Consider the following 12,440-nt stretch of genomic DNA (forward strand, 5'->3'; position numbering starts at 1 on the left):
GGCCGTCGTCAGCTGAGCACGAGTCCAAACCAACCAGAACTCACGACTCGTACACCACTTCCAGGGACGCGATCATCTCAAAAATCGACCTTTCTCAAGCTAGCAGCTGACCGAACATCCGTACCAGGCGAAGAGCTGCGCCGCCGAACTGCTCTTGAAGCTCATGCCATCTTGTACGCCTCGATGCCTTTGTGAAGCCACCACCCGCTTCGCACAAAAATCGGCGATTCTTCGGCTAGTGTTTCTGGGTTCCGGGAGTGGACCGCGTCAGGATCCTGCAAAGATCGGCTCATCTCATCTGAAGATTGTGCGACGATGATGATGCGGCCTGTCCATGAAGGCGTGCAGTCTAAGCAGGTGCCTCTCCTGCAACCCAACGCTTCGCCACCGAGCACGAATGCTCCTGAGCATTACCACCAACCATGCACCGGCGATGGCAAGTGTAAGTATCAACGCGATCGGATCAAAGGAAAGCTCCGGGCGCAACACCTGAAACGCCGCCGGAAGAAGCGCAACTGCTGTAAAGACAATTCGAGTCTTACATCGGGGTTTCATGCGCAACGTGCTGTCTTCTATACGTCACTCGCAGCTACGACGGCGGCATCGATCCGACAACTCGAGTAACAACGCAACGCTAGAACTCAAGAAAGAATCCCACTCCCCCTCTCCCCAATCTCACACCTCACCCTCGCATACGCCCTCACCAACTCCCTCCTCACAATCACCGGCGACATCCTCACGCGCTGCGCGATCTGCTCGTACGTCAGCCCCTCATTCACATGCATCAACAACACTTGCCGCTGCCTCAACGGCAACTTGTCGACGGCCGCCTGCAACTGCTTCGCGACCGCCTTGTTGACCGACTTTCCTTTTTCTTTCCGAGCTGCACCGCCCTGCTTCTCAGCAGATTCTTCTTCATCCTCCAGCCACTCATTCCCCGGCACCCCGCACCACTCATCCACCACGTTCGCCGCGACCTTCAGCACGAACGTTTGCGGACATTTCATCAAGGTCTCATCGGAGTAACCCGAGAAGCGGATGAAGACTTCCTGTGATACGTCCCCCAAGTTGGTCGAGGAACGGCCCCAGAGCCAGCGGCGTACCGCGCTCTCCCAAGTGGACGTGAAGGACCGCTTCGGCGCGGCGGCAGGGGCGGCGGCCACGGTGACGGGCGCACGCACGCTTACGACATTGAGTTTCATTGCAGCTGTCCCCCTATCGCATCGCCGCCGAATGAACTTTGTTCAGTTATATACCTCGCGCACTGAACATTAGTCAAATGAAAGGAGGCCGGTTTGAACACGTGCACGGTCGTGTGGCGGGAAGCCCACGGACGCGGCTAAAAGACTGCGACTAATATGCAGTTGGCGACTCAAGGGGAGCGCCTGGCGCGCTGGCGCAAAGGCGACAGCGCAGGAGAATGGGAGACGGACAGAGTGTCGTCAGCGGGCCAGAGCTGGCCATCGACGCGCCACAAAAAGACGTGGCGCAAGCAGGTTCAATTCAAACAATCAGCGCCGCAGGATCCTCAAGACTTCCTCGAGCTCCACGCGGATCTGGCGCACGATCTGCTGCGCTTGCGTGAGATCGTCCCGCGCCTCATCGCCCTGCAGCCGATTGCGGGCGCCGCCGATGGTGAAGCCCTGCTCATAGAGAAGAGAGCGAATCTGCCTGATGACGAGCACATCCTGCCGCTGGTAATAGCGACGGTTGCCGCGCCGTTTCACGGGCTTGAGCTGCGGAAACTCCTGCTCCCAGTAGCGCAGCACGTGCGGCTTCACGCCGCACAGCTCACTCACTTCGCCAATGGTGAAGTAGCGTTTGCCGGGGATTGCCGGCAGTTCGCTGTTATTGCCTGCTTCCAGCATAGGCCTCGACTCGAGCTTTCAGTTTTTGGCCGGGGCGGAAGGTCACCACGCGACGGGCGCTGATGGGAATTTCTTCGCCAGTCTTGGGGTTGCGCCCGGGGCGCTGGTTCTTATCGCGCAAATCGAAGTTGCCGAATCCGGACAGCTTCACCTGCTCGCCGGTGGAGAGCGATGCGCGCAGCTCCTCGAAAAACAGGTCCACCAGCTCGCGTGCCTCGCGCTTGTTGAGACCGAGCTGGTCGAACAATGCTTCTGCGATCTCCGCTTTGGTCAGTGCCATGCTGCTGTGTCCCGCTCATTGATCCCGGAGGGTGGCGTTCAGCTGTCGGCCCAGTTGTTCGACGACCTGCGCCACGAGGGCGTCGGCTTCGTTGTCCGTCAGCGTGCGGGAAGTATCCTGCAATTGCAGGCCTAAGGCTATGCTTTTCTTGCCTTTCTGCAACTGCTGTCCCTGATAGACCGAGAGCACGGTGAGGCGCTTGAGCAGGTTACCCGCGCTCTGCTGCACCACGGCCCGAACGGCCTCCACAGGGAGGCCTTCGTCGACGATCGCCGCAATATCGCGCCGGATGGCGGGGTATCGGGAGATCTCCTCGAACTCGGGAATGACCGCAGCAAGGCCTGCGGCGGTCTCCAATTCGAAGACGAACACCGGATATGTCAAATCCAGGCGCTTGGAATGCTCCGGGTGCACCGCGCCCAGCCAACCCACGGGCCGCTCGCCGCGGTAGATTCGGGCGGACTGCCCCGGGTGCAGCGCCGGATGGGATTCGGCGACGAAGCGGAATTCCTCCGCGGCGCCGGTGAGTCCGATCAGTGCTTCGACATCAGCCTTGATGTCGAAGAAGTCGACCTTGCGTGCTTCCGCGCCCCACTGCTCGGGCAACACCGCGCCGGTTGCGACACCCGCGATCACTTCGGTCTCGGCATCCTTCGAGTAGCGACGGCCCACTTCGAACAGACGCACGCGCGGCTGCTGCCGACGCTGATTGCTGCCGAGCGCTGCGAGCAACCCGGGCCACAGCGACACCCGCATGACCGCAAGCTCCGCGGAGATCGCATTGCTCAAGGCCACGGCCGGCTCCGGGCACAGCGCCACCTGATACGCCTGATCGGTGAACGCGTAGTTGATGGCTTCCTGATAGCCGCGATCGACAAGCAGGTCGCTCGCTCGCTCATTGCGAATGTGCGTTTCGGTCCAGGGCGAAGGCTCGTGCGCGCCGATCTCCGCAGCTTCCGGAATGTTCTCGAAGCCGTGCAGACGCGCGACTTCCTCGATGAGATCTTCCTCGATGCGAACGTCGAAGCGCCAGGTGGGCGGAGTGACCTGCCACTGCCCTGCACTGCCGCTCACCACCATGCCGAGGCGCTCGAGCAGCGACTGCACGATCGACGCATCGATCTTCGCGCCAAGCACATGCTCGACCCGGGCGTGTCGCAGGCGGATCGGCGCGGGCGCGGGAAACGCGCGCGACGCGCGCGTCACGACGAGGGGCCCTGCCTTGCCACCCGCGCTCGAAAGCAGCAACTGCGTCGCGCGCTCGATGGCGCGCTCCTGCAATTCGGGATCGACGCCGCGCTCGAAGCGCTGCGAGGCGTCCGTGATCAACCCATAGCGACGGCCGCGACCGGCCACGTCATTCGGATCGAAGAACGCGCACTCGAAGAACACATCGACCGTGCCATCGGCGATACCGGAGTCTTCACCGCCCATCACGCCCGCGAGGCCCAGGATCGAGCGCTCATCGGCGATCACGAGCACATCGGGCGTAAGCTCGATCTCGCGTCCATCGAGGAGCTTCAGCTTCTCGTTGGGCTTCGCGAAGCGAACGTTGATGCCGCTGGCGAGCTTCGCGCGGTCATACGCATGCATCGGCGCGCCGAGCTCGAGCATCACGTAGTTCGTGATATCGACGACCGCGCTAATCGGGCGCAGGCCCGCGCGACGCAGACGCTCCTGCATCCAGAACGGTGAAGGCACGTTCGGGCGAATGCCACGAATCACGCGGCCGACGAATTTGTAACAGCCCACGGGCGCATCCGCGCTCTTGGCCGTCTCGATGCGAACCGGGAACGTATCAGTGATCGTCGCGACCACCGGCTCGATCGCAGGCGGATGCAGCAGCTTGCCGCGCGCGGCCGCGACTTCACGCGCGACGCCCTGCACGCTCATGGCGTCGCCACGATTCGGCGTGAGGTTCACTTCAAAGATCGTGTCATCAAGTCCGAGCGCGCCGACCAGATCCTGTCCGGGCTTCAGATCCGCCGGCAGATCGTAGAGGCCCGAGGCCTCCTCGTTGATGCCAAGCTCGCGCGCCGAGCACAACATGCCGAAGGACTCGACGCCGCGCAGCTTCGCGCGCTTGATCTCCGTGCCATTCGGCAGCTTCGCGCCGATCGTCGCAAGCGGCGCCTTCATGCCGACGCGAACGTTCGGCGCGCCGCACACGATCTGAAAGTCTTCCGCGCCCGTGGAGACGACGCAGACGTTCAACTTCTCCGCGTCCGGATGTTTAGTCACCGACTTCACTTCACCGACAACGACGCCAGGCAGCGAGGGTCCCGCCGCAGCGATGCCCTCGATCTCGAGGCCCGCCATCGTCAATGCGTGCGCGAGCGCCGGGACGTCATCGCCCGTGTCCACCCAATCACGCAACCAGTTCAAGCTGATCTTCATCGCGAGCGTTCCAATGCGTTAACGGGGGCCGTCATCAGGCGAACTGCTTCAAGAACCGCAGGTCGTTCTCGAAGTACAGGCGAATGTCGTTCACGTTGTAGCGGAGCATCGTGAGCCGATCGATGCCCATGCCGAACGCGTAGCCGGTGTAACGCTCAGGGTCGATGTTCACCGCCTTCAGCACGTTGGGATGCACGACGCCGCAGCCGGATACTTCCACCCAACCGGTTTGCTTGCACACCCGGCAGCCCGAGCCGCCGCAGGAGACGCAGGAGATGTCGACTTCCGCCGAAGGCTCCGTGAACGGAAAGTACGAGGGACGCAGGCGCATCTTCACGTCCTTCTCGAAGAGCTCACGCATGAAGTTATGCAGCACCGCCTTCAGGTTCGCGAACGTGATGCCCTCATCCACCACCAGGCCTTCGACCTGATGGAACATCGGGGTGTGCGTCATATCGGAGTCGTTGCGATACACGCGCCCCGGCGCGATCACGCGGATCGGCGGCTTCTGCTGCTCCATCGAGCGCACCTGCACCGGGGAAGTGTGCGTGCGAAGCAAGCGCCCGTCCGGGAAATAGAACGTATCGTGCATGGCGCGCGCCGGATGATTCTCCGGAATGTTGAGCGCGCCGAAGTTGTGCCAGTCGTCTTCGATCTCCGGGCCATCGGCGATCGTGAAGCCCGCGTTACGGAAGATCTGCTCGATGCGACGACGCACGCGAGTCACCGGATGCAAGCCGCCGATCGTCTGACCACGACCCGGCAACGTCACATCGACCGCATCGCTTGCGAGTTGCGCCGCGAGCTTCGCCGCATCGAGCTGCCCTCGACGTGCGTCGAGCGCGCTCGTCAATGTTTGTTTGGCTTCGTTGATCTTCGCGCCCGCCGTGCGACGCGCTTCGGGATCCATCGCGCCCAATGACTTCAAGAGCTCCGTGACCGAGCCCTTCTTGCCGAGCAAGCGCACGCGGATCTGCTCGAGATCATCGAGGCTGTCGCTTGCGGCGATCTCGGCACGAGACGCCTCCACGAGCGCGGGCAGATCAAGAACGGTGTCGGTCATGGCGTAGATTTTCCGGGTCGTGAGACGAATCGGGCGTCACTGTGGACGCCCGATTCAATCAACATTTATCGAGCGTTACGCCCGAGGATCAAGCCGCTTGCTTCAGCAGACTGTCCCGAGCCTTTTGCGCGATCACTGCAAACGCCGCCGGATCATTCATCGCGATGTCGGCGAGCACCTTGCGGTCGATCGACAGACCCGCGAGGTTCAAGCCTGCGATCAGCTTGCTGTACGACAAGCCATGAACGCGAGCTTCGGCGTTGATACGGGTGATCCACAGCGCACGGAAGTTGCGCTTGTTGGTCTTGCGATCGCGATACGCATACTGGCCGGCCTTGATGACGGCCTGCTTCGCGGCGCGGAAAACCTTGCGACGGGCGTTGTAGTAACCCTTCGCCTTCTTGAGGATCTTCTTGTGACGGGCGCCCGCAATGACGCCTCTTTTAACGCGTGCCATCTCTCATCACCTCACTTAGCGTTCGGGAGCAACTGCTCCATGCGGACCAGATCCTGCTTCGCCACCATCGAAGGCGCGCGCAGCTGACGCTTACGCTTGCTCGGCTTCTTGGTGAGGATGTGACGACGATGCGATTGGGCTCGCTTGAACCCTTTGGCAGTCTGGCGAAAACGCTTCGCCGCTGCCCGGTTGGTCTTCAACTTAGGCATTGCATTACTCGACTACTTGTTAGCCTTTGAGGTACGTCTCTTGCGAGCGCCCTGTCAGGCGGGACAGCGCTGACCTTTTACTGAGTCGTTGCTGTTCGCTTGTCGTGACCCCGAAGGGTCACTTGTTTTGTTCGACGACCTACTTCTTCTTAGGTCCGAACATCATCACCATCTGCCGTCCTTCCATGAGCGGGTTCTGCTCGACCGTGGCGTACGGCGCCAGATCGTTCTGAACTCGCCCAAGCAATTCACGGCCGACTTCCTGATGAGCCATTTCCCGGCCACGGAACCGCATGGTTACCTTGGCCTTGTCGCCCTCTTCCAGGAAGCGGATGAGATTACGCAGCTTGACCTGGTAATCGCCTTCCTCGGTGCCGGGGCGAAACTTCACTTCCTTGATCTGTATCTGCTTCTGCTTGCGCTTCGCTGCGTGGGCTTTCTTGTTCTGTTCGAACAAGTATTTGCCAAAGTCCATGATGCGGCAGACCGGCGGCTCCGCCGTCGGGGATACCTCCACCAGGTCGAGCTCGGCGTCTTGGGCCATCTTCAGTGCGTCGAAGCGGCTCATGACCCCCGCCTGTTCGCCGGCAGCATCGATCACTCGCAACTGTGGCGAGGTGATCTCTTCGTTGCGACGAACGCGTTTTCCTATAGGAGCAGCGATGCGTTATACCTCCAAACTAGTCCGGCCGCGGCTCGCGACTTCCTCGGCAAGCTTCGCGGCCAAGGTCTCGACGGGCATTGCCCCGAGATCTTTGCCATTCCGCGTGCGTACGGCCAGAGAATTCGAACCTGCTTCGCGATCGCCCGCCACCAATAGGTAAGGCACCCGCTGCAGGGTGTGTTCGCGAATCTTAAAGCCGACCTTTTCATTGCGCAAGTCTGAAGTCACGCGAAGCCCCTGATTTTTCAGGACTTCAGTGATGCTGCGCACGTACTCGGCCTGCCCGTCCGTGATGTTCATCACCACGGCCTGCACTGGCGCGAGCCAGGTCGGCAGCTTGCCCGCGAAATGCTCGATCAAAATACCGGTAAAGCGCTCGAGCGAGCCGAACATCGCCCGGTGCAGCATCACCGGCGTGTGCTTCTGGCCATCCTCGCCGATGTAGTGCGCGCCCAGCCGGCCGGGCATGTTCAAGTCGACCTGCAGGGTGCCGCACTGCCAATCCCGACCAATGGCGTCGCGAAGCACGAATTCAAGCTTCGGCCCATAGAAGGCGCCCTCGCCCGGATTCAAGGTGTACTCGAGGCCCGCGGCGGTAACGGCCTGTTTCAGCGCGGCTTCGGACTGGTCCCACACCTCATCCGCGCCGACCCGCTTGGGCGGGCGATCGGAGAACTTGATGCGCACGTCGGTGAAGCCGAAGTCGGCGTAGATGCCGAGGATCAGCTTGGTCAGGTTGACCGCCTCATCGAACAGCTGGTCCATCGCGACAAAGCTGTGGCCGTCGTCCTGGGTGAACGCGCGAACGCGCATCAGGCCATGCAGCGCGCCCGAGGGCTCATATCTATGCACCTTGCCGAACTCGCAGAACCGCAGCGGCAGATCGCGATAGCTGCGCAGGCCCTGGTTGAAGATCTGCACGTGGCCCGGGCAGTTCATGGGCTTCAGGCAGAACTTCCGCTTCTCCACTTCGGTGAAGTACATGTTCTCGGCGAAGGTCGCGAGGTGCCCCGAAGCATCCCAGAGCTTCACGTCCATGACTTCCGGACCGCTCACTTCCTGCCAGCCGGCGCGACCCTGGTACTGACGCATGTAGCCGATCAGGGTCTGGAACAGCGTCCAGCCCTTCGGATGCCAGAACACGGCGCCGGGGGCTTCTTCCTGGAAGTGGAACAGGTCCTGTTCCTTGCCGATCTTGCGGTGATCGCGCTTCTCAGCCTCTTCCAGGCGAGTGAGGTACGCCTTGAGCGATTTCTCGTCGCCCCAAGCAGTTCCGTAGATGCGTTGAAGCATCTCGTTACGCGAATCGCCGCGCCAATAGGCGCCGGCGACCTTCATCAACTTGAACGCCTTGAGCTTCCCGGTGCTTGGCACGTGCGGGCCGCGGCACAGGTCGACCCAGTCGCCCTGCCCGTACAGGCTGATGTCTTCCTTCTCCGGAATGCTCGCGATGATCTCGGCCTTATAGATCTCACCCTGATCCTGGAAGAACTTCACCGCGTCGTTGCGGCTCATCACGCGACGGCTGACTTTCTGATCTGCCTCGGAGAGCTCGTGCATGCGCGTTTCGATCGCCGTCAGATCTTCGGTCGTGAAGGGCCGCTTGTAGGCGAAGTCATAATAAAAGCCGTCCTCGATCACCGGGCCGATCGTGACTTGCGCTTCGGGAAACAGCTGCTTCACCGCCTGGGCGAGCAGGTGCGCGGTCGAATGCCGAATGACATCCACGCCCTCGGCGTCGCGGCTCGTGACGATGGCGAGCTGCGCGTCTTTATCGATGACGTGGGAGGTGTCGACGAGACGGCCATCGACCTTGCCCGCCAGCGCCGCTTTGGCGAGACCGGCGCCGATGTCTGCGGCAACCTTCTCGACCGAAACCGGTTCTGCGTAGGTACGCTGGCTGCCGTCCGGCAGGGTGATTACAGGCATGAGACGAGGGAATTCAAGCCGTTAGCGGCAGGAAAAAAGGACGCGCAGTATGCCCGGCCGCGTTATGGCAGGCAACCGCACGGACGGCGGGCGCCAGCTTGAACGATAAGCGGTGCCCGGATGAACTTCGAGACCAGCGGATCCTGCCATCATCGAGAGAATTACCAAGGTAATTCAATGACTTGCCGATGATGCCTGCGACGCCCCCTCGCCGCCGGGCTATCCCCTCGCTCCAGCAGCCCCTGCCCAGGTCGTGGCCAATCCCGTCGATGCGACCGGCTTCCTTCTTTATTGCTGCCACTTCTCGAACACCAGTTGCGCCGCCGCCAGATCCTCCAGTGCCGCGCCGACGGACTTGAACAGCGTGATGGCGTCCCGTTGCTGGCCGCGTCCGGCGTGCTTCTTTTGGCAGAGGGCGCTCAGATCGCCCGCAATGTCGTGAGCGGTGAGGTGGCCGCCCGCGATGGCCTGCAGCAGATCGCCCGCCTCCTCCCTCGCGCCGGCATGGGTATCGACGAACACGAGCGAGCGCGAAAAGCACACGCCGTCCGCTTCGCACATGTCGGGCCGAAACGCGCCAATCAAGTCGACGTGCGTGCCAGCCCGCAGGTGCTCGCCGTGGATCAACGGCGACGTGGCCAGCGTCGCAGATGACACGATGTCCGCTTCCGCAAGCGCGGCTTGGATATCAGTCACCGCGCTCGCATCGAGACCTCTGGCGTGAGCTTGCGCAACCACCGCGGCCACGCTCTGTGGATCGCGGCCCCAGATCATGATCGTTTCAATCGCAAAGGCACTGACATAGGCCTCGATCAGCGCGGGAATCATGGCTCCCGTTCCCAATAGCAGCAGTCGTCGCGAATCCGGGCGTGCGAGAAACGTCGCGGCAAGAACCGATGCCGCCGCGGTCCGCCGTCTCGTGAGGGTCGCTCCGTCCAGCACTGCGAGCGGACGGGCGGTTGCCTGATCCAATAAAACGTAGCTCGACTTCACCGACGGTCGAGCCAGGCGATCGACGTTGACGATCTTGACACCGAGCCGCGAGTGCTCTTTCCATGCCGGCATGAGCAGAAGCGATGAGGTCTTGCTCATGTCGGTCGCGTATCTCGGCGGCGATTGATATCCGCCGGTGGCAAATGCCACACGCAACGACTCGATGAGCGCCGGCATGGGCGAGAGTTTTTCGACGGTCGCCGCGTCGATCAGAGGGATGCTGTCAGTCATGGGTGTATTTATCTCATCGGCTCTTGGAACTTTAATCGCTCACGCCACCCAGCGCATGTAGCGCCGCACTGATATAGAGCGGCTATTGGGGCGCGACACCCTCTGGGGTCCCGCCGGACCACGAACCGGTCTCACACGCTGCCCACTCGTTGCCTCCACCGGCAAGGACAGTGGGCTCAGCAGAGGAAAGGAAGATATGAGTCTCATCTTCGATCGGTGGCGCTGGCAGCCGCCCGCGCACGTCCAACGCATCACGACTCTCGAGATGCACACCGGCGGGGAGCCACTGCGCATCTTTACTTCGGGCCTTCCGGAGCTGCCAGGCGACACCGTCTTGGACAAGCGTCGCCACTTTCGCGACCACTTCGATCATCTTCGTACCGCGACGATGTGGGAGCCGCGCGGGCACTCGGATATGTACGGCGCCGTGATCACACCCTCGCGCGACGCCGACCTCGATGTGTTCTTCCTGCACAACGAGGGCTACAGCACCATGTGCGGGCACGCCATCATCGCCATCACCACCCTCGCCTTCGAGACCGGGTTGATCGAGCGTTCCGGCGAGCGACGCGAACTGACGCTCAATGTGCCCGCGGGGCGCATCCACGCCATCGCTCACATGGACGGTGAGCGCGTGAAGTATGTGTCGTTCCGCAACGTGCCTTCCTTCGTCTATCGACGAGACCAGCACGTCGAGGTGCCCGGTTTAGGCCGGGTGCGATTCGATATCGCCTACGGCGGCGCCTTCTATGCCATCGTCGACGCGGCGCCGCTCGAGCTCACGCTCGCGCCTTCCGAGTTCAATCGCCTCATCGATTGGGGTCGACGCATCAAGCATGCAGTGATGGCCAGCGTGCCCGTCGAGCACCCGTTCGAGTCGGATCTCGGATTCCTCTATGGCACGATCTTCACGGGGCCGGCCCAGGAACCCGGTCATCACAGTCGGAATGTTTGTATCTTCGCGGATGGCGAGGTCGACCGGTCGCCCACCGGCTCCGGGGTCAGCGCACGGGCAGCACTGCATTACGCCCGAGGTGAGCTGGCGGTTGATACATCCATCACGATTGAAAGCATTCTGGGCAGCACAATGGCCGTTCGCATCGCGGAAGCGACGCAGTTCGGTCCCCACGCCGCGGTGGTTCCAGAGGTGAGCGGCACGGCGCACATCACCGGTCGCAACGAGTTGTATCTCGATCCGGACGATCCGCTCGGGCGGGGCTTCAACTTCCGTTAGTGTCGCCCGACGGGCACACTGTGGGGAACCGCTAATGGCATTTGTCACTCCACGGTAACAAACTGCGGCGCTTACTTAATAAAGCTGCCATCTGCTCCATCATCCGTGACCAGGATCGTCTACCAGGATATCGATCAGTTCGCAGAGGCAATGCGCGGCACGGCCGGCTGTTTCGTTCGGACCGCGCCTGCCGCGACGCATTGGTGGATCGAGGGCATCGATCTCGCCACCTCCTCGATGCAGCAACTGCACACCGGCGGTCCCTTTACGTTCGCAGGAACGGGCGCCGCAGGAACCCTCACGTTTCAGGTGCCGCTGACGGATCCCGGACGAGTGAGAATCAACGGGCAATCGCTCGCCTCCGATGCCTTCTTGTTCTTGCACGGGGATTGCCCGCTCGTCTGGACGGGCAGCGATGCCTGCCGATGGGGCACGGTCACGTTTCCTTCCAATCACACATTGGCTGCGCAGGCCGTCGTGTCGTTCTCCGGCGAGAGCGCCGATCGCACCGTTCATCGACGCACGCCCAAACGTTTCCTGGATGAGGTGAAGCAACTGATCGACTCTGCGCTCGCCGCGGAGGTCGCCGGCCAGCAAGCCATCGAGGACGCGCTTGCCACGGCGCTCATGCATGCCTTGGAACACAGTCTGCCCGTACATCCGGCCCGCAATGCCGGCCGTCCCCAATTATCGCGCTCGGCCGTCATTGCACGGTCGCTCGCACTCATCGCCGCCAATCCAAGCCAGCCACTCTTCATCGACGACTTGTGCCGCGCCACGCAGGTCAGCGAGCGGGCGCTGCGAAATATCTTTCAGGAATATTTCGGTGTCGGGCCGATGCGCCTGTTGAAGATTCGCCAGCTTCACGAGATCCGCGCGGCGCTGCTCCGCTCGCAGCCGGGTGACGACACCGTCACTCACATCGCCGCCCGGTTTGGTGTGCTCGATCCGAGCCTGCTCGCCCGCAACTACAAGATCCTCTTCGGCGAAACGCCCTCGCGAACACTGCACCGGGAGCCCGCCGACTCTCAGGAGCGAATGCACGTCGGCTGGCTTCGCTATGCGTCGCAAATATTTCTGGACGATCAGCCGCTTCGCTAGACACGCTGACGCTG

At 62.0% G+C, this 12,440-nt stretch carries 12 protein-coding genes; 2 read left to right on the forward strand and 10 right to left on the reverse strand.

Annotation, left to right across the window (positions count from 1 at the left end):
* Positions 1–641: 641 nt before the first annotated feature.
* From GYH35_RS00005 to lhpI, 10 genes are all read right to left on the reverse strand, one after another.
* On the reverse strand, positions 642–1,202 hold the full coding sequence (locus GYH35_RS00005) for an RNA polymerase sigma factor (protein WP_161827318.1): 561 nt from the start codon (positions 1,200–1,202) through the stop codon (positions 642–644).
* A gap of 309 nt (positions 1,203–1,511) precedes the next feature.
* Positions 1,512–1,868: a MerR family transcriptional regulator gene (locus GYH35_RS00010; protein WP_129649508.1), complete on the reverse strand. Its 357-nt coding sequence runs from the start codon at positions 1,866–1,868 to the stop codon at positions 1,512–1,514.
* A complete protein-coding gene (gene ihfA, locus GYH35_RS00015; RefSeq protein WP_066919939.1) occupies positions 1,849–2,148 on the reverse strand; it encodes an integration host factor subunit alpha in 300 nt (99 codons plus the stop codon). Before ihfA ends, GYH35_RS00010 begins: the two co-directional genes overlap by 20 nt.
* Before the next feature lie 15 nt (positions 2,149–2,163).
* Positions 2,164–4,545, reverse strand: a complete 2,382-nt coding sequence (gene pheT, locus GYH35_RS00020; RefSeq protein ID WP_161827319.1) for a phenylalanine--tRNA ligase subunit beta — start codon at positions 4,543–4,545, stop codon at positions 2,164–2,166.
* Positions 4,546–4,579: 34 nt separating this feature from the next.
* Positions 4,580–5,608: a phenylalanine--tRNA ligase subunit alpha gene (gene pheS, locus GYH35_RS00025; RefSeq protein WP_161827320.1), complete on the reverse strand. Its 1,029-nt coding sequence runs from the start codon at positions 5,606–5,608 to the stop codon at positions 4,580–4,582.
* Positions 5,609–5,696: 88 nt separating this feature from the next.
* Positions 5,697–6,065, reverse strand: a complete 369-nt coding sequence (rplT, locus tag GYH35_RS00030) for a 50S ribosomal protein L20 (protein WP_116810929.1) — start codon at positions 6,063–6,065, stop codon at positions 5,697–5,699.
* An 11-nt stretch (positions 6,066–6,076) separates the two neighbouring features.
* A complete protein-coding gene (rpmI, locus tag GYH35_RS00035) occupies positions 6,077–6,274 on the reverse strand; it encodes a 50S ribosomal protein L35 (RefSeq protein ID WP_116810930.1) in 198 nt (65 codons plus the stop codon).
* A gap of 139 nt (positions 6,275–6,413) precedes the next feature.
* Entirely contained in the window at positions 6,414–6,938 is a 525-nt protein-coding gene (gene infC, locus GYH35_RS34485) for a translation initiation factor IF-3 (RefSeq protein ID WP_161814308.1), read from the reverse strand.
* Positions 6,939–6,941: 3 nt separating this feature from the next.
* Positions 6,942–8,867 (reverse strand): threonine--tRNA ligase, encoded by a 1,926-nt coding sequence (thrS, locus tag GYH35_RS00040; protein WP_161814250.1) that lies wholly within the window; start codon positions 8,865–8,867, stop codon positions 6,942–6,944.
* Between the two features lie 288 nt (positions 8,868–9,155).
* The gene (gene lhpI / locus GYH35_RS00045; RefSeq protein WP_161827321.1) at positions 9,156–10,091 is read right to left on the reverse strand and encodes a bifunctional Delta(1)-pyrroline-2-carboxylate/Delta(1)-piperideine-2-carboxylate reductase; all 936 of its coding nucleotides are present in this window, start codon (positions 10,089–10,091) and stop codon (positions 9,156–9,158) included.
* A gap of 196 nt (positions 10,092–10,287) precedes the next feature.
* Between lhpI and GYH35_RS00050 the strand changes: the two genes are divergently transcribed.
* Entirely contained in the window at positions 10,288–11,325 is a 1,038-nt protein-coding gene (locus GYH35_RS00050; protein WP_161827322.1) for a proline racemase family protein, read from the forward strand.
* Positions 11,326–11,430: 105 nt separating this feature from the next.
* On the forward strand, positions 11,431–12,426 hold the full coding sequence (locus GYH35_RS00055) for an AraC family transcriptional regulator (protein ID WP_161814247.1): 996 nt from the start codon (positions 11,431–11,433) through the stop codon (positions 12,424–12,426).
* Positions 12,427–12,440: the final 14 nt, after the last annotated feature.

The sequence above is a fragment of the Steroidobacter agaridevorans genome (genome assembly GCF_009932555.1).
Classification (GTDB): Bacteria; Pseudomonadota; Gammaproteobacteria; order Steroidobacterales; family Steroidobacteraceae; genus Steroidobacter; species Steroidobacter agaridevorans.

Excerpts from the sequence above, each read along its gene's own strand:
- GYH35_RS00005 (WP_161827318.1), bottom strand. The coding sequence starts at position 1,202 with ATGAAACTCAATGTCGTAAGCGTGCGTGCGCCCGTCACCGTGGCCGCC.
- GYH35_RS00010 (WP_129649508.1), bottom strand. The coding sequence starts at position 1,868 with ATGCTGGAAGCAGGCAATAACAGCGAACTGCCGGCAATCCCCGGCAAA.
- ihfA (WP_066919939.1), bottom strand. The coding sequence starts at position 2,148 with ATGGCACTGACCAAAGCGGAGATCGCAGAAGCATTGTTCGACCAGCTC.
- pheT (WP_161827319.1), bottom strand. The coding sequence starts at position 4,545 with ATGAAGATCAGCTTGAACTGGTTGCGTGATTGGGTGGACACGGGCGAT.
- pheS (WP_161827320.1), bottom strand. The coding sequence starts at position 5,608 with ATGACCGACACCGTTCTTGATCTGCCCGCGCTCGTGGAGGCGTCTCGT.
- rplT (WP_116810929.1), bottom strand. The coding sequence starts at position 6,065 with ATGGCACGCGTTAAAAGAGGCGTCATTGCGGGCGCCCGTCACAAGAAG.
- rpmI (WP_116810930.1), bottom strand. The coding sequence starts at position 6,274 with ATGCCTAAGTTGAAGACCAACCGGGCAGCGGCGAAGCGTTTTCGCCAG.
- thrS (WP_161814250.1), bottom strand. The coding sequence starts at position 8,867 with ATGCCTGTAATCACCCTGCCGGACGGCAGCCAGCGTACCTACGCAGAA.
- lhpI (WP_161827321.1), bottom strand. The coding sequence starts at position 10,091 with ATGACTGACAGCATCCCTCTGATCGACGCGGCGACCGTCGAAAAACTC.
- GYH35_RS00050 (WP_161827322.1), top strand. The coding sequence starts at position 10,288 with ATGAGTCTCATCTTCGATCGGTGGCGCTGGCAGCCGCCCGCGCACGTC.